This window comes from Bradyrhizobium sp. USDA 4538 (genome assembly GCF_024171045.1).
GTDB classification, from domain to species: Bacteria; Pseudomonadota; Alphaproteobacteria; order Rhizobiales; family Xanthobacteraceae; genus Bradyrhizobium; species Bradyrhizobium australafricanum.
Genome location: NZ_JALJZE010000001.1, coordinates 5100349 through 5123086, shown reverse-complemented (window position 1 = coordinate 5123086; position 22738 = coordinate 5100349). Strand labels below are relative to the sequence as shown.

The 22738-nt window shown below is 59.5% G+C and carries 18 protein-coding genes; 3 read left to right on the top strand and 15 right to left on the bottom strand.

Features of this window, described 5'->3' with window-relative positions; translation table 11 throughout:
• Positions 1 to 39: 39 nt before the first annotated feature.
• The 4 genes from J2R78_RS23185 to wecB are packed head-to-tail and all read right to left on the bottom strand — an operon-like array spanning position 40 to position 5456.
• Positions 40 to 1020, bottom strand: a complete 981-nt coding sequence (locus J2R78_RS23185; protein ID WP_253606976.1) for a WecB/TagA/CpsF family glycosyltransferase — start codon at positions 1018 to 1020, stop codon at positions 40 to 42.
• A 4-nt stretch (positions 1021 to 1024) separates the two neighbouring features.
• A complete protein-coding gene (locus J2R78_RS23180; RefSeq protein WP_253606975.1) occupies positions 1025 to 2014 on the bottom strand; it encodes a glycosyltransferase family 2 protein in 990 nt (329 codons plus the stop codon).
• Positions 2015 to 2018: 4 nt separating this feature from the next.
• Positions 2019 to 4226 carry an AAA family ATPase gene (locus J2R78_RS23175; RefSeq protein ID WP_253606974.1) on the bottom strand — a complete coding sequence of 736 codons (2208 nt, stop codon included), beginning with the start codon at positions 4224 to 4226 and terminating at the stop codon, positions 2019 to 2021.
• A 12-nt stretch (positions 4227 to 4238) separates the two neighbouring features.
• Positions 4239 to 5456 carry a non-hydrolyzing UDP-N-acetylglucosamine 2-epimerase gene (gene wecB / locus J2R78_RS23170; protein WP_253606973.1) on the bottom strand — a complete coding sequence of 406 codons (1218 nt, stop codon included), beginning with the start codon at positions 5454 to 5456 and terminating at the stop codon, positions 4239 to 4241.
• Positions 5457 to 6049: 593 nt separating this feature from the next.
• Here wecB and J2R78_RS45010 point away from each other — a divergent pair.
• Both J2R78_RS45010 and J2R78_RS23160 read left to right on the top strand, forming a co-directional pair.
• Positions 6050 to 7183 (top strand): glycosyltransferase, encoded by a 1134-nt coding sequence (locus tag J2R78_RS45010; RefSeq protein ID WP_253606972.1) that lies wholly within the window; start codon positions 6050 to 6052, stop codon positions 7181 to 7183.
• 139 nt (positions 7184 to 7322) lie between these two features.
• Entirely contained in the window at positions 7323 to 8837 is a 1515-nt protein-coding gene (locus J2R78_RS23160; protein WP_253606971.1) for a hypothetical protein, read from the top strand.
• A 17-nt stretch (positions 8838 to 8854) separates the two neighbouring features.
• Here the strand turns inward: J2R78_RS23160 and J2R78_RS23155 are convergent, their stop codons facing one another.
• From J2R78_RS23155 to J2R78_RS23130, 6 genes are all read right to left on the bottom strand, one after another.
• Positions 8855 to 9343, bottom strand: coding sequence for a hypothetical protein (locus J2R78_RS23155; RefSeq protein ID WP_253606970.1), 489 nt, complete (start codon positions 9341 to 9343; stop codon positions 8855 to 8857).
• Between the two features lie 15 nt (positions 9344 to 9358).
• Entirely contained in the window at positions 9359 to 10879 is a 1521-nt protein-coding gene (locus J2R78_RS23150; protein ID WP_253606969.1) for an oligosaccharide flippase family protein, read from the bottom strand.
• A 13-nt stretch (positions 10880 to 10892) separates the two neighbouring features.
• A complete protein-coding gene (locus tag J2R78_RS23145) occupies positions 10893 to 11945 on the bottom strand; it encodes a hypothetical protein (protein WP_253606968.1) in 1053 nt (350 codons plus the stop codon).
• Between the two features lie 69 nt (positions 11946 to 12014).
• Entirely contained in the window at positions 12015 to 12668 is a 654-nt protein-coding gene (locus J2R78_RS23140) for a PIG-L deacetylase family protein (protein WP_253606967.1), read from the bottom strand.
• A 5-nt stretch (positions 12669 to 12673) separates the two neighbouring features.
• The gene (locus tag J2R78_RS23135) at positions 12674 to 13468 is read right to left on the bottom strand and encodes a glucose-1-phosphate cytidylyltransferase (protein WP_253606966.1); all 795 of its coding nucleotides are present in this window, start codon (positions 13466 to 13468) and stop codon (positions 12674 to 12676) included.
• Entirely contained in the window at positions 13465 to 14754 is a 1290-nt protein-coding gene (locus J2R78_RS23130; RefSeq protein WP_253606965.1) for a class I SAM-dependent methyltransferase, read from the bottom strand. The genes J2R78_RS23135 and J2R78_RS23130 overlap by 4 nt, the downstream gene beginning before the upstream one ends.
• Positions 14755 to 14962: 208 nt before the next feature.
• Between J2R78_RS23130 and rfbC the strand changes: the two genes are divergently transcribed.
• The gene (gene rfbC / locus J2R78_RS23125; protein ID WP_092081503.1) at positions 14963 to 15493 is read left to right on the top strand and encodes a dTDP-4-dehydrorhamnose 3,5-epimerase; all 531 of its coding nucleotides are present in this window, start codon (positions 14963 to 14965) and stop codon (positions 15491 to 15493) included.
• Positions 15494 to 15497: 4 nt separating this feature from the next.
• Here the strand turns inward: rfbC and J2R78_RS23120 are convergent, their stop codons facing one another.
• The 5 genes from J2R78_RS23120 to J2R78_RS23100 form a co-directional block, all read right to left on the bottom strand.
• Positions 15498 to 16817 (bottom strand): DUF4910 domain-containing protein, encoded by a 1320-nt coding sequence (locus J2R78_RS23120; protein ID WP_253606964.1) that lies wholly within the window; start codon positions 16815 to 16817, stop codon positions 15498 to 15500.
• 17 nt (positions 16818 to 16834) lie between these two features.
• Positions 16835 to 17905: an NAD(P)-dependent oxidoreductase gene (locus tag J2R78_RS23115; protein WP_253606963.1), complete on the bottom strand. Its 1071-nt coding sequence runs from the start codon at positions 17903 to 17905 to the stop codon at positions 16835 to 16837.
• A gap of 120 nt (positions 17906 to 18025) precedes the next feature.
• A complete protein-coding gene (locus tag J2R78_RS23110) occupies positions 18026 to 19009 on the bottom strand; it encodes a GNAT family N-acetyltransferase (protein ID WP_225158756.1) in 984 nt (327 codons plus the stop codon).
• Between the two features lie 247 nt (positions 19010 to 19256).
• Entirely contained in the window at positions 19257 to 21122 is a 1866-nt protein-coding gene (locus tag J2R78_RS23105) for a hypothetical protein (RefSeq protein ID WP_253606962.1), read from the bottom strand.
• A gap of 143 nt (positions 21123 to 21265) precedes the next feature.
• Entirely contained in the window at positions 21266 to 22642 is a 1377-nt protein-coding gene (locus J2R78_RS23100) for an O-antigen ligase (RefSeq protein WP_253606961.1), read from the bottom strand.
• Positions 22643 to 22738 lie beyond the last annotated feature (96 nt).

The following is a 22738-nucleotide window of genomic DNA, read 5'->3' as shown; positions in this document are numbered from 1 at the left end:
CCTGCTTGGGTCAGTGATCCTGGTTGGTCAGCCGATACATCAGGCGCTCACCTCGATACCCTTGAGGGCATTAGCCGACCGTGCCCGACGCTCTGAGATACGTCGCTCTATGCCGCGCCGGCGATCGGGCATCGGAAGCTGCGAATCCCGCACGTTGCTCCTTCGCCTGACAAGAATTCGCCGATCAGCTACCCTGCGTTCCGTACCCACTTTTCGGTCGTCTCTCCGCACCACGCTTGCCGATCCGGCGATCGCTCTTCCCGGACGGGCGGCGTAAGCCCTGCGCGCCACCACTTCGCGGAGCGCCAGCCAGATGAACTCGCTGTTGGTGGAAAGATATCGCCGCCATAATTTGCGCGGCTCCATCATCAGGCGCCAGAACCACTCGAGACCGAGCGATTGGAATAGCCGAGGAGCGCGCCTGATAAAGCCGGCCAAGACGTCGAAGCTGCCGCCGACCCCCAGGATGACGGGAACTTGCAGCCGATCCCGATAGCGTTCGCTCCATACCTCCTTGAACGGGGACGGCAAGCCGATAAAGAGAATGTGGGCGCCGCTGGCTCGTATCTCATCGACGATAATTTCGTGCTCGTCCGGACCGAAGTAGCCGTTCCGAAAACCAGCGATCTTCAGCTGCGGAAAGCGCGCCTCGCAGACGCACACGAGCTTTTCGACGACTTGCTGGTGCGCCCCTAGAAAATAGACACAAAGTCCGTTGGACGCGGCCCCCCTTAAAAGTCCTTCCATCAGATCGATGCCGGCCACGCGTTCCGGCATGTGTTGACCTGACGCTCGTATTGCCCAAACCACCGGCATACCGTCCGCCACCGTCATATCGGCCGCGGAACATGCGTGCGCCAACTCCACGTCTCGCCGCATCATGCAGAGATGCGACGCATTGATCGTCATCACGACGTGAGAACTGTTCGAGCGGCGACAGATATCGACACAGCGCTGCGCCGCCTGATCGAGCGTAACCGCATCAAATTCGACGCCCAATAGGCTCGCGTGTTGCTTCATCTGCTCAACTCCCCTGCGGCGATTGCCGGCTGGCTTGCCACCGAGCCACTTGCTCGGCGTCCAGGCGAGCCGTGGCAGCTCGTTTACCCAGTCTCAGGCACGCGTGCTGATACGTACGAAGAAAACGTCTGAACTCGGGGTCGTTATAGCGCGGCAACCCCTTTGCCCAGCTGCTGAAATAACCCCAAAGCATCGCGATGCTTCCGATGAACATTGGGTGCGCGCGAAGACGGGAAGCCGCCACCGCCAGATAGTAAAACGGCGAAGTGCCCATGAAATACTGACCGAAGCCAGCACGAATTCTGCCTGCCCAGATGCTCTTCTGGCTGGCCCCTTGCGGACGAAGGTGGACGAATCGAATTGGCTCTGAATCGACGCTCTCCGCGATCCAGCCCAGCATTCTGGCGCGGTGGCAATCGATGCCATCCCACATGACTTGTCGCACGAATCCCCCGATCTGCCCGAAGCACTCAACCCGATAGAATTTCGTCATTCCAACCGACATTTCGTCGCCGCAGACCTCGGGCACGAGATCGCCAGTTTGGGGATGGACGAACCAGGGTTTGCCTGAGGTCGTCCCGATACGTGGATTATCCTCCATTCGCTGCATCAGCAGTTCGAAGTAGCGAGGCGGCAGGTCGAGATCCATATCAAGCTTGCACAAATAGCCGAAGTCGCCGAGCGACACTTGATCGAGACCATCATAAAACGCCTCAATCACGCCGGGCCCTACCCGCCGATGGCCTCGGTCCTGGCGGCGCACGACGCGCAGATAAGGCAACCGCGCCACATACTCTTCCAGAATCCGTGGCGTATCGTCGGTGGATCCATCGTCAACGACGATCCACAGCGCTGGCGGCACCGACTGTGCAGCCACGCTGTCCAGCGTGCGGCGGAGATAGGCTCCCTCATCGCGGCAGGGCGAAATCAACACATACCTGCGCGGCGTGGCGCTGTGCGGAACACCTGAAGCGCGACTGTCAAGCTCGTCCACAGGTCTACTCCCGGTAATATCCTTCGGACCTGACGCCATTTCTTGCCTCGATGGTTCTAAGCTCGACGGGATCGATCTGGTTGAGCACAATGGTCGACACGCGCTCACGGATGAGCTGCGTTACCGACAACGCTTCGAGCACGCTCGTACGCTTGGTCTGACCGCATTCCACAACGAAGACGAACTCGTCGATGAAGCGCTCGATCAGCCTTGCATCGACGACCGACATGATCGGCGCCACCTCTACCACAATGTAGTCATAGGACTTCCGTGCCACGGCGAGCAGGTTTTCCATTTCCCGCGAGCCCAGGAGTTCAGCAGCGTTGGGAATCCGAAGCGCGCAGGCATTCGGCAGGACATCCAGCCCCGAATGCGGTCGCTTGCAAATAAACTCGCCAAGACGGGAAGGATCTTCCAGCGCTTCGAAAAGCCCTACCTTCGCATCGGGGGACAGTGCAGTCGTGAGGTTCCGGAGATGAAGGTCGGCATCGATCAACAGCGTGCGCGATCCAGAGGACGACAATATGAGCGCGGCAAGATTGGCGGCAACGACAGTCTTTCCCTCTTTCGAAACCGCCGACACGACGCCGATGACTTTGCCCCCGGTCGAGGCGGACGAACGATCGAGCATCGCCTTCACATTGCGAAGACCTTCCGCGAAGCGCGAGAAGGGGGCAGCAAGGACATGCTCCTCGATTGGCAATTGACCAGCATAGACGAAAGGCAGTCCGATGCACCGCGTCTCGGTCACCTGCTCGACGGCCTTGGGCGTACGGAACACATCCGCCATCCATTCACGTCCGAAGGCAGAGCCTATGCCGAGAAACAGACCGAGAAAAATGCTGCCTGCCGCCACGACGAGGGTTTTCTTGGAACTCTTTGTCAGCGGCGGCACTGCTCTCGTGATGATCTGCGCACTTTGGGCCGGAAGCGTCTCCGCCTGCGCCGCCTCGATCTCCTTATGCTTTTGCAGAAATCCGCTATAGAGATTGCGCAACGCCTCTGCGGCGCTCTCGAGTTCGCGCAGCTGGCTTCCGGTTTCCGCGGAAAGCTTCGCGGCGGTGTCTTCGAGTTCAGTCTGTCGTGCCCTAGCGACTTCGTATTCGCTGGCGTAGGAATCGGTAATGCGCCCCTCGTCGGACCGAATGGCGGCGTCAACGCTGTTGAGCTGCGCACGAAGCTTGACGACAGCCGCGTGCTTGCGACCGACGCGAGCTTCCATCTCCGCAAGCCGAGACGCAAGATCGCGCTTTTGCGTGCGGAGACGTGCAAGTTCGCTGTTGTTGAGCGCGAAGTTGATGACCGCCGCTCGCTTGTCGTTGAATAGCGCGTCCGTCGACACGGCCGACGGAATCCCGTTTGCCTCTGTCCGCTTGATCCGGTCGAGACGCTCCTTTGCTTCGACTGCCGCGAACTTGGCATTCATCAGCTGGGTATTCAGACTTGCCAGGAGCTCGGTATCCTGAGCGCCAGTGCTGCTGAGATTGTTTGCCGTCTTGAAGTCCTGCAGCGCCTTGTCAGCATCGGCCACCTGCTTCTTCAGCTCGATCAGCCGCTCCTGCAGCCACTTGCTCACCTTCTGCGTTGATTTCAGCTTTGCGTCCTGCAGGGACGCGAGATAGCTATCCACGATTCCGTTGGCGATCTTCGCGGCCTTCTCCGCGCTCTGCGACTCGACCGTTACGTTGATAACGTTCGCGACATCCTCACGTGCAACAGTCACCCGCTTCAGCAGAGATTCGAGCGCCGCTCGTTCAGCGGCTGCAGTGGCTTCCGCCGTGCTGGAGTTCCCGTCTGTGGCGCTGCCAAGTGCAGATCGCCCGGCAAACTCGCCATCACTGGCCAGACCCAGCGAGCGAATAACCGGAAGCAGGACCCTGTCTGATGACAGTACGTAGAGCTGACTGCCGACCTCCACTTCATCCATCGTCGGCTGATCTACGATCTTGTTCGTCTGCAGATAACGATTCAGACTTCGATCGATGAGGATGCGCGCACTGCTCTTGTAGGGCGCCTTCATGACCACAACGGAAGCCACGGCAACCGCCAGCCCAATCAACAGTCCGATAACGGGCAACCGCCATTCGCGGCGCAGAACGTCGATGATGTCCCACAAGCCGAAAGCGGGACGGCCCGCCGCAGGCGGACCGTAGTCTTCCGCAAGCGGCTGGCCATATTCCTGAATAGCCAATTGATTGGTTCTGGTGTCCATGGCTTCGTTTGATCAGTGCGCCGGTTGGGAGAGCGGTGGCGTCGGCCGCGAATGCATCTCGGCATTCGGAAAACCATTGACGCTCGTGATGTGATCAGTTGGACGTTGCGGCCGACGGACGTTCAGAAGATCCCGCACGATGAGTTTGCTGGCTCGCCCGTCACCGAATGGATTTGCACCGAGAGCCATGGCTTCGTGCTCCGCTGGTACATCAAGCAGGCGCTCGACGCCTGCAACGATGCGAGCCGGGTCGGTGGTGACCAGGCGAGCTACGCCGGCGTCAACGGCCTCCATCCGCTCGCTGGTATCTCGCATGACGAGCACGGGCTTCCGAAGCGCCGGTGCCTCCTCCTGAATTCCACCGGAATCGGTGAGGATGAGATACGAGCGCGTCATGAGGTAGACGAACTCGGGATAGTTCAGGGGTTCGATCAGGAAGATGTTCGACGCATCGCGCAGATGGTCGAACACCGGCCCGCGCACGTTCGGATTCAAATGGACGGGATACACGATCTGAATATCGTCCCGCCGACTGATCGTCTTCAATGCCTCGCAGATTTGCCGGAACCCGGATCCAAAGCTCTCGCGCCGATGTCCGGTCACGAGCACAAGTCGCTTCGACGTATCGAGCCATGAGTATTTCGCTTCAAGCGACCGACGAAGCTCGCCCGGTTGAGAGATATTTGAAGCCATACGAAGCAGTCCGTCGATCACGGTATTGCCGGTGACAATGACAGCGTCTGGCGGATACCCCTCCTTCAGCAGGGCAGAACGCGCACGCAACGTCGGTGCATAATGCCTCGTCGTAACGACAGCAGTGACCCGCCGATTGGCTTCCTCCGGCCATGGACTCATGAGATTGCCGGTTCGCAATCCCGCCTCGACATGCCCGACACTGACCGACCGGAAGAACGCGGCAAGTGCAGCCGCCGTACTGGTTGCAGTGTCGCCCTGTACAAGAACGTAGTCCGGATTGTAATCGGCGATGACCGGATCGATTCCGGTCATGACCGCGCTGAACACTTCACTCAACGACTGGTTCGGTCGCATGATGTTCAGGTCGTAGTCAGCCTTCAACGAGAAGGCCGACATCACATCATCGAGCATCTGACGATGCTGGCCCGTCACGCAGACGCGCGTATCAATTCCTTCTGCTTCGCCCAGCGCAAGCACAAGCGGTGCCATTTTGATCGCCTCTGGACGAGTACCAAATACGCTAAGAATACGCATGAACCCCGACGCCGCCTGTGTTCAATGATTTGCCGTGTTGAATATTTTTGTCGTTTCGAAATGATGCGGCACGCTACCGGATTTTCCCGACGCGTTCATCGCCAACGTTGGCTCGGCACATGTTAAATGAAATTTATAGCTAATTCTCGGAGTTGCCGCAGAGCGCGTTGCGCATCATCGAAGCCGGCTGTTGTCAGGCGGTTCCAGATTTAACCTTTTCGGGTTAACGCGCACTCAGTCATTGTCCGCTGACGTTCTTCGCTACTGCCAGCGAGTTCCAGATTTAACTTCTCCAGGTTAACGCGGATTCGCTGTACCATTCGCAAATCTTCGCCGATGCATCCTCGTGCTTGCATTCGCAACGGCACGGCGGGAATGCCAATGCGCGTGCAATGAACTCCACAGGCTCGCATTATCCAATTTCGGGAAAACTTGTACAAAACAAGATTAAATAGCGTATCTGGACTAGCGTTGATTGGCGCCATTGCGCGCATCGTGACGACGATCAACGCGCAACTCGCTCCTGGTCGAGAGATTCCGGAAGTCGTGTGGCCGGCACTTTCCGGCATTTGATAGGTCGGAGGCAGCGCCTCGTGGAAGGCAAGGTTTTACTCCTCTCGCAGCGTCGGATTTCCGATCTTGTTGCATTTTGCCTCAGCTATGAGTTCGAAGACAATTTGGCGGCGATGACGCGCGCCGATCGGTTCGATGTTCAAAATCGCGCTGCGCTGGAGTTCTCGCGACGGGTCTACAAGTGGACGCGCCTTGCATCAGGATCGACCAAACTGGCAGGTGTGCTGGCACCCTCCCCGCCGCAACTGCGGCTGCAACGTGATTACGAACTGTTCTTCCCGATCTTCAGCAATGCGTATCAACTTCACTCGCTCGCCGCGATTCCCGACTGGCGCAAACGGTGTCGCAAGGCCGCATGCTTCATCACTGAAGTCTGGGCAGACGACATCCCGGAGTATCTGGTCGAGCTCCTATCCGGATTTGATCATATATTCGTCGGCCTGCATCACTGCGCACCGCAGATTGCGCGAATAGCAGGTCGACCGTGCAGCTATCTGCCGCTGGCGGTCGACGTGGAGCGGTTCGCGCCGAGGCCCGAGCAGCAGCGATCGATCGCCGTGTGCAACATCGGGCGTCGTTCGGCGACGACCCACGCCGCGTTGCTGGCCGGCGCCGAGAGAGAGCGCTTCTTCTACTACTACGACACTGTGGCGGCGAGCGGTTCGAACCGAAAAGAAAGGACGTTCCGGGTCGACAATCCGGAAGAACACCGCATCATGATTGCGAATATCCTGCAGCGCAGCCGCTATTTCATTGCCAATCGCAGTCACGTCAACAACCCGGAATTCACGGCCGGCCGTGATGAGATTTCCGCTCGCTACTATGAAGGCGCTGCAGCCGGGGCGGTGATGGTTGGAGAAGCGCCGCGCACCGAAGAGTTTGCACGGCAGTTCGACTGGCCCGACGCCGTCATTCATGTACCCTTCGATTCGCCCGACATTTGCCAGATCCTCGAAGCGTTGGACGCAGACCCGGCGCGACTGCGAGCGGTTCAGAACGCAAACGTCCGGGAAGCCGCGCTGAGGCACGATTGGCTCTACCGCATACAGACGGTATTCGACATCCTCGGTATTGCTCATACCGATCAGATGCGCGCACGAGCCAACCGTCTGCGCCAGATCGCCGGATCCTTTGAGCTGCCAGCGGCCGCCTGAAATCGTCACCTCGCGCAGTGCGGAGCAATGCGGCGTTTCCGCCGGTTTATGGTTAACGGCCTGTTAAGCGGCGGCTGCTACATCCCGGCAGGTAGGCGATCCTTTTCATATGATCGCCAGGGTGTCGCGAACGTCCGCAATGGCGGACAAACGTCAAGCTGCGTATCCAGGCATGAAACGGTCCAGTCAGCTCCCCTCGGCTCAGGCGGCCATCCTCAATGCGCCGCCCTTGCCACGTCAGGCAGACAGGCTTGCTGCACCTCTGCGACGGCGTGGCGCCTGGACGCAATTCGTCGAAGCCCGCCTGCGCGAGCCCGTAAATCCGGAACGAAATCCCGCCGAGCCGCCGCCAGACAGTCCGACCGACAAGCAACCGACGATCCTCGGCGACAATCCGAGCTTGCCAGGCGGTGGGCCGACGAATGAAGCCCACCCGGTCCCCGACTTGGAACACCTGCAGCCGATCGTGCTCCCGCAGGATGAGGTCAGTCTGCGCCTGAATGAGGCCGCGGAGAACATCGGCCGCTGGACAAATGTGGCTCCGCCTGATGCCGGACCAGACGACGGGTCCGTCTCCTCTGCGGCCGATCCAAACGATGCTTCAGCGGAGGAATCCGACAACGACACGCAGCCAGCGCCACCGGACTCGCATGCCGGCTCGGCCGTTGCCTCGTACACGCCTGAAGCAGATGAAGGAGAGGGATTCAGTCCGGCCGCGGACCCAGGTCCGAACTCGGTACCGCCGGCGTCAATCCGTCCAGCAGTGCAACCGCCCGTGCACACCAGCACTGCCGAGGCGAGCGTCGCGGTGCAGGAACAGCGGATCATACTGATCGACAAGCTGATCGCGGAAGAACTTCAGAGCTCGCCGCGGGACCGACGTTCCGTCACCAGCGAATGGAAGGTGCGCAACTTTGTCTGGTTCCTTGCTCCGACAACGGTTCTGCTGGCGATTGGGACCGGAATGCTCATGCGGGGCAATGTTGCATCCCTGTTCAGCACAGCATCCCAGGTTGCCAGCCATTCGAACGCGACGCCCGTTCAGTCGCCGCCGCAAAGCAGACGCAAGTTGAAACCGGCAGTTGCCACGTTCGTACATCGTGCTCCGATCGATGCAGCCGCGCCCGCACCACCCGCACGTTCACTGCCGACGACATATGGGATTTTTGCGTCAAGCAACGGGCGGATGATCCGGCTCGAGCCGATGAACATCCGCCTTCCCGACAGCCGGATCGCCGTGTCGGTATTGACCACGAAGCCGGGCACGGTTGTGGTGCCGCACGGCCCGCTTTCGTTTGTCGCGTATCAGCGCGAGCTTATGACAAGCGCGCCCGACAACGCACAATTGCGCATTCTCGCCCAGGTGGCACGAACACCGTCGTCACCGGCAGTCGCTACGGCCAACGATGCCTGGGCGATCCGGTCCGTTTCCGTCGACCTGACCGTAGCGCCGGTCCCTGAAAGCCGCGAGATGGTCGAGCTGCAGCCAGTGAACCCCGATCTCGTCCTCTCACCCGGCCGTTACGTGCTGGTCTTCAAAAACCAGGCCTACGACTTTGTCGTAGCCGGCAAGGCTACCGATAAGGCTCATTGCCTCGAGAAGGCGGAAACGCCGGACGGCGACAGGTTTACCGAGTGCCGCAGGCTCCCGTAATGTAGGGCGGCCCGGTCCTAGGGCGGCGTCGACGCGACCGCGGCCGGCGGTAACTTCGTCGCTTTCGCAGTGGCGGGACCGACGCTGAGCTGACCGGTCCTACGCCAAAGCAGCAGCCCTGCTCCGCCGCCGATCGTACAGATCACAAGCAGCACGATTTCCCCGCGCCCCAATCCACCAGAGATCAGTGCGTAGGGCAGCATGCCCAGCCCCATCCAGAACAGCTTTTGCCACTGGTAGGAATCGTACCTCTTGCCAAGATTGCGACGCTTGAACCACAGATCTTTCGCTTCGCGCGAAAACGGAAGAACACGCCGGCACACGGCCGGCACAAGGCGAAGCGCGAGCAGCAGGGCGAGAAACATCGTCAACGCGACGACGATACGATCGTCGCCGCCGGACAGCAGTCGGAACACCGGCAGAATGCAAAGGCCGAGGCCGATCCTCAGGAATGCCCCGGCGGGCCACGTGTCCAAGTTAATCAGGAAGCGCTCAACGGAGGTCATGGGCGTAATCCAGGATCAGGAGTTGACTTGCAGTCGTACAATGCCGAAGTCGCGTAGCAAGGACCACGCGAGTTGCAACGGCCGTGTGATCCTGAAGACCCCGACCACGACGGTCAGGTAGGCCGTCACACAGATCACGCTCGCGACCGGGATTCGTAGCAACCGCGGCAATTCCTGCAGGAATGCCTCCTGTATCGAGAAGGCGACCGCTACGGCGACCAGCGCAGCAATGGTCTGCGGCGCTGTCGCGCGCAGGACGTCCCCGATGCTGATCCCGACCGGCTTGCCGGCGTAGACGAGCGCAGGAACGAACAGCACGAACATGGTGACCGTGTAGGCGATCGTCACTCCGATCACGCCGAACGGCAGTCCAGCTGCAAGCGCAACCAATTGGCAGATTGCACTGAAGATGCCCCATCGCATCCACCGATCGGGACGCCCGACCGCGACATGGACCCAACCGAGAGTTCGCTCGATGCAGTCGGCAATGCCGCGAATGGCGAGGATACAGAGCAGGGGGCCCGCGGGAGACCATTTCTCTCCGAGAAGCACGATCACGATGTCATGAGCGCTCACGGCCAGGGCGGCGAAGGCGGGCCCCGAAAAGTAGCAAAGCAGTGACAACGCGCCTTCCCAGGAGCGCTTCAGTTCAGCCGCACTGTGCTGGAGCTTGCTCAGTCCCGACACCGCGATGTTGTGCAGCGGCTCACTGAGAATCGACAGCAGGTTGTTGTAGATCGTGAAGGCGTTCTGAAAATAGCCAAGCGGCCCTGCACCGAGGAAATAGCCCATCGCGATTCTGTCCGCCGAACGAGCGAAGTAATCCGTCATGGTGAAGCCGGTCACTCCCAGCCCGAACCTCAGCAGTTCCTTGACCATTGGCGTAAGTCTGGGCCTGCCCGGTATCCATCGACAGGCGGTCCAGGCTCCCACGACGGTCAAAGCCGACGTTATGATCGGCTTGGCGATCAGCGCCCAGTAGCCCCAGCCCGAAAGCGCCATTCCGACGGCTGCCGCGCTTCCGATGATGTTCGCCGATATGTCGATCATCGCGATGCGGCGAAACTGCATTGCCCGACGCATCAACGCATAGTGCTGCGTCGACAAAGCCATCATCAGGAAGGTCACCGACAATGCCACCGCCATGCCCGCGAGCGATGGCTCGGCGAAGGCACGCGCTATCCACCGACCGGACGCAGCCAGCACGACAGCCAGCACGACGCCGATCAGAACATTCAGCCAGAACAACGTGCTGACCTCGGCGCGTGAGATGCTGCTCCGCTGGGCGGAGGCCTCGCTCATCCCGAGATCGACGAAAAGGGGAGCAAAGCCGATCAGGGCCAGCATCATGGCCACCAACCCGAAATCATGCGGTCCGAGCAGTCGCGCCAGTACGATCGTGGAGGCCAACTGAACGAAGATATTCAGTCCGCGCGCAGCGATGAACGCCACGCCGCTGTGCAGCGACCTGCGGCCAAGGCCAGAATATGGCTTGTTGTCCGCAAAATACTGATCGGTGCGTTCGTTCCGATGCACGCGTCGTTCCCGCTCAATTCGCCGGATTCTGGCTTTGAGGTACCCGCTCAAGCCAGATTTCTCGCCAATAGGGATAGATGGCGCGCGGGCAGAAGCGGCGGCAGATCGCATAGCGCGCCTCACACACGACATCCTTCAGGATGATCGCGTCCGTCTTGAAACGGACCATCTTGCACGAAGCTTCGTCGATGATCTGCTTTTGACGCCTCTCGACCTCGTACTCGCGTTCCGTGAACGGTACCATCTCCGGATCAAAATACAGGCCGCGGTTGCGGTAATTGCAGTCCAGCGTCTCGAGGATGTCCTTGTACGGCTTGACTCGCACGACGTCGCCCACCTGCAGATCAAGCCGGGACTGCGGGGCCTTGCTACCCTCTGGCACACCGAAGGGCCTGATCGGATAAGGCACGCCACCTCTCATGCGCTGGAACGTGTCGTAGATCCAGCGCATCGCGGTGCCGATGCCCAGCCCCGCTTCGGTGACCGTACGCCAGACCGAGAACGTCAATCCGGCGACGAGATCCTGCAGCCGAACGTTACCCGAAGTGTAGTCCTCGACATACTGACGCGGATCCCACCACTTCAGGGGTTGCGTGGCGAATTTTACCTGTGTGTTCTGGCAAACGTAGGTCGGCTCGGTTTCGCCCACCTTCGGCGGATGCTTGATCGTGCTCCACAGCGTTTCCTCGCTGCAGCCGCCAGACCCGAAAGGCTTGCCCGCGCCATTTGGCGACGGCCCTTTCTCGCCCGCCGGCTTCAACCAGGCGTCCTTCCAGAATATCAGACAGGCCGCCTCGCAGCCGTCATGAGCCGCGCCATTGCAGCGAATGTTCTCGAGATGCACCGTGTTCAGCATCTTGCGACCGCCGATACCTAGCGCGGGATCGCAGGTCTTGTGAGCTCGCTTGCCGACGCGAAGCGTCTTGCCGCAATGCTTCAGCATCTCGGGCATGAAGGGCATTTCCTCCAAGCGGCCGTTGGCATCCAACGTCGCGAGGATCTCCTCCTTGCTTCTGACCTCCACCAGGTCACCAGCGCGAAAGATACTTGAGAATAACGTGCTCATATCGTGCGCCTTGAGATAAATCCTGCAATCAGAACTTGCACCGGCTGCGTGACGTCCGCGCAACCATCGTCAGATCAGTGTCAACTTTCGCCCGAAAAATGCCTCGGCGAAGCGTTCCGTAGCCCTGCACTCCATGCCCCGAATCCGTGCGAGGCCACGAAAGGTGTCTGCATCGAACCACTGCTTGGATCGCTGCGTTCCGAAATGCTTGAGCAGGAGTTCAATCTTACGATCGAGCGCCGCCGCCGACACCGGCATGTAAACGTTGGGTTGACCGAAGTCGCCATCCCACTTCGGGATCTCATATTCCAGAATCTGATGATCACGAAACGTGTTCCAGGTCAGGCGGCAGACCTGGCGATGGTCCTGATGAGCATCATCCCTGCGATGCGTCAGAATGACGTCGGGCTCGACCCGCCGCTTCAGCGATTCAAACCATTCCTTGATGGCTTCTCCCCTTTCCGGGAAAAATCCGTCGGAAAACGACAGCACCTCGACCTTCGCGGACGCAGCCTCGCGCAAGAAGTCGGCCGCCGACGCTCTCGCCTCAGCCTCCCGTATGGCGCCACCGCTTAGAACGCACCAATGCACGTCCAGCTTGATACCGCGCTCGATCAGCTCCAGCAGCGTCGCTCCCGCGCCGATTTCAATATCATCCGAATGGGCGCCAAGGCACAAGATCGACAGATGGTCTCCGGGCCTGGCAAGCTGCAATGCTCTCATTCCGGTTACGCCGCGCTGGCTACCGACGAGTGATTCAGCCGCCACGGCGTGTCGCCGCGCTCCACCATGTCCTCCAACACTTGTCTATCGCGCAGGGTATCCATGGCGCGCCAAAAACCCTCATAGCGATAGGCCATGAGGTGACCGCCCTCGATCAAACGGTTGAACGGTTCCTGGACGAGTTCTTCTCCCTCCTTGATGTAGTCGAAGATTTCGTTGCGGAAGATGAAGTAGCCGCCGTTGATCCAGATCTCGGACTCCTGGCTCGAGCGAATCCGCTGCACCGACCCCTGGGCATCAAACTCGGCAAGGTGGAAGCTGATCGGTGGATGGATCGCCACGAAGCAACCGATCTTTCCGCTTTCCTTGAACTTCTGGATCATGTCAGGCAGCGGCGCGTCGGTCAGCCCGTCGCTGTAGTTTGCAAGAAACATCTCCTCGTCCTTGACGAGATGGCGGACGGCCAGCAAGCGCTGCCCGATGTTGCGCCATGTCCCCGTATCCACCAGCGAAACCCGCCAGTCCGGCTGATGTTCGCCGATCAGCTCGACCTTTTTGCCGTACTCTGAAATCACGCAGTCGCTGTTCGCAGTCGCGCGATAATTCAGGAAGTAATCCTTGATCACGTTCGCCTTGTAGCCAAGGCACAAGATGAAATCATTGTGATTGTACTGGCTGTAGTACTGCATCACATGCCAGAGGATCGGCTGATGGCCGATCGGGACCATCGGCTTTGGTATACTCTCCGAATACTCGCGGATCCGCGTACCGAGACCGCCGCAAAAAAGGACAACCTTCATGGCGCAACCTCACGCGGATCAATGATTTCGACGTTAGGAATCGGAACGATGAACTTGCAGCCCCAGTCCGCGACATGCCGCATTTGCGCGACGATTTCCCTCTTCAAATTCCAGGGAAGGATGAACAGGTAGTCGGGACGAGCCTCGTCAATGGCTTCGACTGGGAGGATCGGAATGTGCATTCCCGGCGTATAGCGGCCGTGCTTGTAGGGGTTGCGGTCCACGGTGAAGTCGAGAAAGTCGGTTCCGATGCCGCAGTAGTTAAGCAGCGTGTTGCCCTTGCCGGGAGCGCCATAGCCGCAGATCCGCGCCCCCTTGTTCTTGCTCTCAATGAAGAACGACAGCAATTCGCGCTTGGTGCGATGAACACGCGATGTAAATTGCTCGTACTGACCTATGTCTTCCAGGCCGATCCGACGCTCATGGGCCAGCAGTGCGGTCACCGCGGTCGAGACGGCGTGGATCGCGTCGGCGCGGCAGAGATAGACGCGAAGCGAGCCGCCATGCGTTGGGATCTGCTCGACATCGAAAACCTTCAGATCATGCCGCCGCGCGAGACGGTCGATCGTTACCAACGAGAAATAGGAGAAATGCTCGTGGTAGATGGTATCGAACTGATTTTCGTCGATGAGCCGCTCAAGATGCGGGAATTCGAGCGTAATCACGCCTTGCGGCGCGAGCAGGCACGCCATTCCGGCGGTGAAATCGTTTAGATCGGGAACCTGTGCCAGCACGTTGTTGCCGATAATCAGATCGGCGCGCTTGCCATCTGACACCAGCTTCTGCGCCAGCTCCAGGCCGAAGAACTCGACCATTGTCGGGACGTTCTTCTGCCTAGCAACTTCGGCCACGTTGGCCGCCGGCTCGATTCCCGTGACCGGCACCCCGAGCGGCAGGAAGTGCTGCAACAGGTAGCCGTCGTTGCTCGCGATCTCGTAGACGCGGCTCTCGGCACCAAGGCTCAGCCTGGCCTTGATCATCTCACAGTAGCGCCGCGCATGTTCCACCCACGACGTCGAGTAAGACGAGAAGTAGGCATACTCGGTGAAGATATGCTCCGGTTTGACGTATTCCTGGAGTTGCACCAGGAAGCAGGACCCGCAAACCACGGTGTGCAGCGGGTAGTACGGCTCCATGGCGTCGGTCTGGTCGGCTGTGAGAAAACTTTCGCAGAGAGGCGACATCCCCAGGTCGACAAACGTCGATTTCAACGTCGCGCCGCACAGACGGCAGTTACCGTGAGAGGATTTCGACCGAATTGATTTGAATCTCGAGTGAGCGTTCATTGGGCCGTACCATGAATATAGGATTGCCGAGTATGAGATTGCCGGCGCTTAAATCGGGCTCGTTAGATTGAATTTTATCGTATGAAAGCGAACAATATGAAGCGATATCGAACAACAAGGTAAACCACGCAGTTGCTGAAAATTTTAGTAAAATTGTATAGAACTGGTCGTCGACAATTGGCCTCTCGGCCGGGAGTGGATACGTCCCATGCGCTTTGAAGCAACAGGACTTGACGGAGCGTGGCTCGTCAAAGTCGAGCCTGCACACGATGAGCGCGGCTTTTTCGCGCGCACGTTTTGCGAAGACGAGTTTCGTGCACACGGGCTCGTGACCAGATTTCCCCAGCACAGCATCTCGAGCTCCTCGCGCAAGGCAACATTGCGCGGAATGCACTTTCAGAATGAGCCGCACGGCGAGGTTAAGCTCGTGCGCTGCTTGAACGGATCGATTTGGGACGTCATCATCGATCTGCGTGCGAGCTCGCCGACCTTTCGTCAATGGCGCGGCTTCGAGCTTTCAGCGGAGAACGGTTCGCAGCTCTACATCCCCAAGGGGTTCGCACACGGCTTTCAAACCTTGAGCGACAACGTTCAGGTCAATTACCTGATTTCGGAGTTCTACGAGCCTTCGGCTGCTAACGGCGTCCGATACGACGACCCGATGTTCGGCATCAGCTGGCCTCTGGCCGTCAGCACGATCTCCGATAAAGACTTGAACTGGCCGCTTCACGGTACCTGAGCGCTTACCGCACAGGCGCGAGAAGTCCGTGGCGCTCGAGCACTTTTGCTGTCTTCAGAATGACCGGGAATGGCAGGTCGGCACGCCTGGCGATATCAAGCAGAGAATGATGTCCGTCGGACAGATTTAGAATCCACAGCATCGCCATGTTGGCTGCAGCGGCGTCCTTGTCGCCGCCGATCGCACCATAGAGTCCGCGTCTACCCAGCTGCGGTTCGCCTTTCGGCGACGTGTTGTAGTAGCTGCGGTTGCCTTCGAGCAGGTCGATGACTTCGGAAATGATGCGGAAGGATTCCCCGAGGTGCTCCGGCCGAATGAAGCTCAGGTCGTCGGCCGAGGTATGATACTGAGGGATGGCACCGAAACGGCTGCGCTGAAACAATCCCACCGGCAGGTTGAACCCGGGCGAGCAGTATTGCCGCTCATCATAGCCGTAGGGCGAAAACTCCAAAATCGTCGGCGTCAGTTTGGAATGCTGCAGCGTGTGTATCATTGCACGGTCGATCTCGGCATCGCCCTGCCTGCTCTTCTTGTATGTCGGACCGGCGCCGTCTCCGACCATTGATACCACGAGGCCGTGCTTGATATGAGACACACGATGCTCATTGCGGGCGAGCCAGGTGATCGCGCCAATCGTTCCCGGCGCAAAGAGAAACCGATAGCTGTATCGCGTTCGCATCTGGGAGATGCGGCTTGCGAGCTCCGCAAGCAGGGCCAGACCGGAACAATTGTCATTGGCAAGCGAGGGATGGCAAACATGCGCCGACAGAAGCACCTCGTCGTCTGACTCTCCCCGGTGAAAATACTCACCATAGCTCAAATGCCCGTCGGCGAGGGTCGAGTCGATCACGACCTCGTAGCTATCGTCCCGCAGTTGCTCCAGCTGTCGGTGGGCCATGCAGAAAGCCCAGTTTTCCTGGTAGTAAGACGTTCGGTAGGGGACCAGGTCCGGCTGATCGGGTAATGTGAAGATGTGGGACTTAAGCTCGTCCAGCGACATGGTGCGGCGCACCGGCACGCTGTAGCTCATGACGTGCAGGTTCGATTCGCTGAAATCCACGACCTTCCGGCCCCGCGGGTCCTTGATGTACGCGTCCCGGATGTTCCACTCGCGCGGCACGACCCAGTCGAGAACGGGTGTACCGGTCGGCACCTCGTGGACATCAAGGGAGATGTGCGCACCGATCTCCCGAAGGGTCTGCCGCACACCGTTACCGGTAATGCTGCGGCAGATCGGGTAGATCTTTTGGGCAAGCGCAAAGATCTTTGCGCCTGAACTTGTGACATCGTCTGCCGCCGACACGCCGTCCTCCTGGTGTGTCAAATCGATCGGCGCGTGTATTAGTTCGCGGCGAGAGCTGATTGCCCGACGCTCTGCCTCGACTTTACATGGCGGAGATCCGCATCGAGCACGCCGTCCGCCAGCAACTTGTTGACGTGGCTGATGCGCTGATACCGGGGACCTTCGAACTCTTCGAGCGTGATGCCCGAGACCCGGTAGGCCTTATAGAGCTGCTCCGCGCCCATCTTCGCATCCCATTGCGGCTTGAACTCCGGCAGCCTGGTTCGAATCTTTTCGAAGCTCACGCGATAGGACCGCGTGTCGGGACCGGCGCCATCGGCAAATTCGATCTGACAACCGGGGACAACATCGGCGACGATCTTCGCGAGATCGCGGATCTGGTAGTTGTGCGCCGTCTGGCCGACGTTGAAAGCTTCATTGAACACCGCCGCCTCGGGAGCCTCCATCGCCGCGATAAAGGCGCGGGAGATGTCCTCGATGTGAACGATGGGCCGCCAGGGCGTGCCGTCCGACTTCAAGAGGATCTTCCGCGTTGTCACCGCCCAGGCAACGAGATTGTTCAGCACGACATCGAATCGGAGCCGGGGAGATACGCCGTAAGCCGTTGCGGGTCGCAGGTAGACCGGGCAAAATCCGTCACCGGCGAGGCCGGCAATATCGCGCTCCGACTGCACCTTGGATTCGCCATAGGCAGTCACCGGGTTGAGCGCTCCGGTTTCGTCGATCATGCCCTCGCCCGCCTTGCCGTAGTTGCTGCAGGAGGACGCGAACACGAACCGTCGCACACCGGCTTGCTTGGCCAGTTGCGCGAGGCGCACGCTGGCTACATGATTGATCTGGTCGGTAAGGCCGGGTCTCAGATTGCCGAGCGGATCGTTCGACAGCGCGGCAAGATGCAGGACCGCATCAAAAGCCTTCAGGTCCGCAAGTTCGATGTCTCGCGTGTCCTTGCAAAGGGCCGGCACATCCACGATCGACCCGCCTTCTGCAAATGTGCAGCGAGAGTACAGATCGCTGTCGAGGCCCACGACTTCGTGCCCGGCACGCCGTAGCATCGGGGTGAGCACTGTTCCGATGTAGCCGAGATGTCCGCTCACGAGAACGCGCATCTAAACGCCTCCAAATTTATTCTGTTTCTATCTCGCCTACTTATTTCAAAATCGCCCGCTGATGCACGTGTTTGTAAAACCTTAGTTAATGGCGCGCCTGAAATTGCGGGAACGATCCGCTCAGGACGACGGAAAATGGTTGAGCCGTACCCCATGATCGTTGACGTCGCCGGTAGCGGCGCCAGGCGAGAGACGCCGCAGCAGCGCTTGGGGAACTCTGCGTAGTTGCCGGTGAAGCCGGTAACGTGTGGTGGAGCGGCTGACGTCGAAGCGATTGGCCAGTTCTCCGCCGAACGCCACAACGAATTTGTATCGCGCCTCGTTTTCGATTCCGCCATCGAAATCGAAATGAAGGCCCCGCTCGTGCGCCAGCTCGATGCCACTCCAGAGGAGCAGACTTACTGCGCCTGGATGCGCAATGCTCCTGTCCCGCGATGACAGGAAATAGTGCACGAACTTGTGGTCCCAGACGAAGAAGACCTGGGCGTGGACGTTGTTGTTCGAGTCCACCGCCGCGAGGATCTTGCATTGCTGTCGCTCGCTCGCGGCGGCATAGACAGCTTCCAATCGAGAGAGGTCGAAATACGATTTCGCGCCCTCCAGGTTGGCCTGGTAATACTTCACGAAGTATTTTGGGGACGTGACTTCGCGAATGGCGAGCCGTTCCCGCGCGCGTCGTATCACGTTCTTTGTCTTGTCGCGCAATCCCGACCAGAGCTCGTCTCGGGGGATCGTGCATTTCAGCATGAAAGTCGGATGCGCGCGCACCTCGTAGCCGCACGCGAGGAACGCGGCCACATCGCTAAACCCGGTATCGAGCGTCATCTCGACGTGATCGAAATCCGCGACCTGTTTGAGCAGGTCAGTGATGACCGCATGCGCCAACCGCATGCGCGCTTCCGTCTTGCCGGACTGCAGCGTGACCGTCGGCCCGAGAAAGCGCGTGATTTGAGGCATCTCACATATGTTCATCCCGCCTTCAGTACGCGTGACGAACCGGAGAGAACCCACGACGCGCCCGCCACGCGAACAAGTGACTTCGCGCCAGCCACCGGGAGCCAGCGCATCCAGCCACCAATCCTCGTGAAAGACCGATTTGCGCATCAAATTCCTCTTCCGGAGACTAACCGGATAGCGAATCGGCAATCTGATTAAACCAAAACGTGCAGAAATGCCCAAGGTCCGCGCGGATCAGAAGGCCTTAGCTTCTATTGTAGTTAACGACGTCTGCAGCATTTAAATCGGGGCGCTCGCCTAGTTAGCCTCTGAGCTCGGCGTCGGTCAGGTGACGCATTGACGCAATACCGCGCCTGTTCAAAATATATTTAATCATTGCCCACGAGGCGTGTGCTCACTGCGAACTTTTGCGTGCCGATCCATCCAAATTCGGCTGCACGAACGGCGTGCCGGCGTCATAGCGTGCTTTGGCCGGAAGCACATGAAGCTTCGTCTCTCCGACCGGGTCCACCCAAGGCCACTCGTATCCGCGCCCGGCGTCGAAGAACGGGGGGCGGCTTGTGAGGTACATGGAAGCAGGCAAGGCGCGATCCTCGCTTCCGGAATCCCAGTGCGTTTTGTTGGTGAGGTAATCAAAATTGCCATATCGAATCGTGGACGTCGCAACCTTTGCGTCCGTCGGATATGGCTTCACGGCGTCCCAGCCGAGCATCCAGACGCCGGGCTTTGCGTCGGTAAAACGGGTTTCATACGACCAGCCGTCCATCTGACCGGGAACCCCGAGCACGTTTCCTATGAAAGACATCCAGTAGGAATACGCCATCAGACCGGCGGCGCGACGCGGCCCATTGCGGGGCTGCGACACATCATCGATCGTCCCGCCAGCCTGATTGTCGAACGCTGCCCGGACGCCGCGCAGATAGTTGCGGAAAAACGTGTGATAGATGCTGTTGCCGTGAGTGTCGTCGCTGTCGGCGTTCTGAGCGTAGTTGCCCTCGAACAAGACGTGATGGGCGCCCACCATGTGGCTGGCGTTGAGCCCGGTCTCGATCCAGGCTCCATTCGTATTGATGTAGCCCATGTCCATGTAATTATAGCCGACCACGGAGCCCGCCCCGGCGGAACGCGCCACCACCAGCTTGTTGGCCCTCACGGCAATTCCATTCTCGATCAGAACTTCCGACGATCCGGCGGAAAGGCTAATCGCATATCCGCCTCCGCCGGGTTGAGCCCAGGCCGCGTCGTGCACGTAGAACTCGCGCAGTTCGACGCGGAAGGAGCTGTGAATTGCAAAGCCTTCGCCGTGCCAAACCGAATTGTCGACGTTCTTCGCCCACGAAGAAGCAGCCCAATTGAAGCGAAGATTGCCCGCGTCGCCTCCCTTGAGCGCCAGATCTTCGACGCCCGCGTGCTTCACATGCGGCTGCGCGAATCGCGACAGTTGAGCTGCGTTTGCTTTCCGATAGCTGATGTGAATTGGAGTCGTGAAGGTGATCCTGGAACCGGAGACGGCGCTGATCTCCTTGATCTCGGCGACGGGCCGATCAGGTCTCCCGAACCACGATCCGGCGCTTTGCGGCGTCGACGGAAACCCATCGGGTGCAAAGTCATCGACAAACTGAATTGCGGGCTTGTGCTTTTGCCAGACAACCCTGAAATCTTCCGACGCCCAGATCTCCCCTCGCCCCTGCGGGTCGACACGCCAATCAGCGGCCGACGCCTCGTCGAGCAGCACGATCTGTCCAGGCACAAAGCCCGCAGCGTCGTCGACCTCGACCGTTCTTTCGCCCTTTATTGCATCATTCCGAAGGTTCGCCGACCGCACGGCATTGACCGTATCGCTCGTGCTGGAGAAAAGCGACGGTCCCACCACGACCAGCGGAGATGGCCGGGCACCGACCGCGTCGTTGAAAGGTTTCGCGCCATCTTGCTTTTCGAGCATCGTCCGGCCCGGACCGGAGCCGCGCAGGGTAATTGCCTTGTTGAGCAGCAGGAAATTGCCGCCATTGATCAGAAACCGTCCCGCGGACAGTTGCACGACCTGCCCTACCGGACATGCGTTGATTGCGCCCTGGATTACCGCAGCGTCATCGAGTGTGCCGCCACGAGGCGACAGCGTCGCGCAGATGGTTTTTCGAGAGGGTATACCACCCTCGGCCGTCAGGCCGGGTTGCCAGGTGGTCGCGCGATCTGAGGGCAGTATCTCCATCGAGTCGAGAGCAAATGCGGACGAATGGCTTGAGCATGCAACGAAGATCATCGTTGCAGCCAAACATCGCCAAGGCCGCCGCCGCGGGGCCGCTCGCAGCGTCTCGTGACCAGGGTTGCGCCGCGTCGCGATGACTTTCCGGTTGAACATACATCCTCTGACTTGCGGCGCAGAACCCGCTGGCTTCGCGCCTGCTAGCGTGACCTCACGACGTTGATGGGAGTGGACGGCGGCCTGAGCCGCGGTCCGTGGATGCGCCGCATTGCTGGACGCCTGGCTATTCGCAAGCTGGCCGCGGGATACGCCTGCCCCCAATATCTGGCAGCTTCAACCGCGGCTATGACGAACACGACCCACAGCATTTCGAAGCCGCGCATCCATGTGCTCTCGAGACCGTTTGTGATGGCAACGTAGAGAACGATCGACAGCAGGATCCGTGCCCGCGAAAGATCAAAACGCGCCAGGCGACCAATGCCGTGTATCGTCGCAAGGATGAACGCGACAAGCAGGAAAAATCCCGCATAGCCAAGTTCGAGCAACGTGTCTTCATACCCATTGTGGGCGTTGGGCATCTCCTTGACCCAGCCCGGCGCTTCCACGATGCTCGGCGCGTCGGGTCCAACCAGCCAGAACGACTGATAACCCCAGCCCAGCAGCGGCTTCTTTGCGATTTGCATATTTGCAAAATCCCAAATGATGGTACGGCCCGTGAAAGTCGAATCGCCGTACAGCATGTACGACACGCGATTCATGCTGAAGCCGGTAACGAACGAAAAGACCATCCAGCAAATCGGTATCGATACGACAATCACCCACACCGGAACGCGGGTAGCCCTGGAAAGCTTGAGCAAGGTCCAGGCGAACGCCGGGACAAGCACCGCAAGAGCAAGCGCCGTCTTTGAATTGCTCAGCAGCAGCAGCGCAACAGACATGAGCGCGGTAACGATGCCGAGAACCCGTCGCCGTCCGGGATGAAGCAGCTCATGGAGCGCAAGCAGGAATGCAACGGCAGCGCATTCACCTAGATAGTTCTTGCCCGAGAAATAGCCGGGGTAGCCCCATGTGGCGAACTTCACGTCGATCGGCGGCCTGCCCATGACGAACAGCATGTTCAGCACGGCAGCGATAAAGAAGCACCAGAACAGGCCGCGCAACAGGTCGGTCGATCGAGTTGCAACGATCGCCGGGAGCGCGATCGAGGCGATGATCATGGCCTGCTGCGCAAACCTGATCCCCGAAGCCTCCGGCTTGAATGCCCAGGCAACGCTCGCCCCCGCCAGCGCAAGATAGGCAAACAGTATGATCAGGATCGGCGGAAAGCGGAGTCGCGACCGATTGCGCAGCGCAACGACGAGCGCGACTGCGGACAGGATCGGCCAAAAGATTTTGCTCTCTGGTCGAGCTTCCAAAAGACAAGCCGAGTCCGTCGGACTACAGGTCACGAGGATCAGGGGAAAAGCAATCGTGGCGTAGACACAAGCCAGCAGCGGGATGATCGCGTATCTATCGATTACCCGACCGGAGGGAGCCGCCAAGCCTGGTCGCTGAGAACGCAATACGGCTTCGTGCATGCTCGGTGCCCGTCAACTCCAGTCGCCAAGGCAGCACGCTGATCGTTAATCGCCTGCCTTGCCCGATCGTGGGGCCGCGCAGCGATACGATCAGCC

Excerpts from the sequence above, each read along its gene's own strand:
- J2R78_RS23185 (WP_253606976.1), bottom strand. The coding sequence starts at position 1,020 with ATGAAGCAACACGCGAGCCTATTGGGCGTCGAATTTGATGCGGTTACG.
- J2R78_RS23175 (WP_253606974.1), bottom strand. The coding sequence starts at position 4,226 with ATGGACACCAGAACCAATCAATTGGCTATTCAGGAATATGGCCAGCCG.
- wecB (WP_253606973.1), bottom strand. The coding sequence starts at position 5,456 with ATGCGTATTCTTAGCGTATTTGGTACTCGTCCAGAGGCGATCAAAATG.
- J2R78_RS23160 (WP_253606971.1), top strand. The coding sequence starts at position 7,323 with ATGGCGGACAAACGTCAAGCTGCGTATCCAGGCATGAAACGGTCCAGT.
- J2R78_RS23155 (WP_253606970.1), bottom strand. The coding sequence starts at position 9,343 with ATGACCTCCGTTGAGCGCTTCCTGATTAACTTGGACACGTGGCCCGCC.
- J2R78_RS23145 (WP_253606968.1), bottom strand. The coding sequence starts at position 11,945 with ATGAGCACGTTATTCTCAAGTATCTTTCGCGCTGGTGACCTGGTGGAG.
- J2R78_RS23140 (WP_253606967.1), bottom strand. The coding sequence starts at position 12,668 with ATGAGAGCATTGCAGCTTGCCAGGCCCGGAGACCATCTGTCGATCTTG.
- J2R78_RS23135 (WP_253606966.1), bottom strand. The coding sequence starts at position 13,468 with ATGAAGGTTGTCCTTTTTTGCGGCGGTCTCGGTACGCGGATCCGCGAG.
- J2R78_RS23130 (WP_253606965.1), bottom strand. The coding sequence starts at position 14,754 with ATGAACGCTCACTCGAGATTCAAATCAATTCGGTCGAAATCCTCTCAC.
- rfbC (WP_092081503.1), top strand. The coding sequence starts at position 14,963 with ATGCGCTTTGAAGCAACAGGACTTGACGGAGCGTGGCTCGTCAAAGTC.
- J2R78_RS23115 (WP_253606963.1), bottom strand. The coding sequence starts at position 17,905 with ATGCGCGTTCTCGTGAGCGGACATCTCGGCTACATCGGAACAGTGCTC.
- J2R78_RS23110 (WP_225158756.1), bottom strand. The coding sequence starts at position 19,009 with ATGCGCAAATCGGTCTTTCACGAGGATTGGTGGCTGGATGCGCTGGCT.
- J2R78_RS23105 (WP_253606962.1), bottom strand. The coding sequence starts at position 21,122 with ATGATCTTCGTTGCATGCTCAAGCCATTCGTCCGCATTTGCTCTCGAC.
- J2R78_RS23100 (WP_253606961.1), bottom strand. The coding sequence starts at position 22,642 with ATGCACGAAGCCGTATTGCGTTCTCAGCGACCAGGCTTGGCGGCTCCC.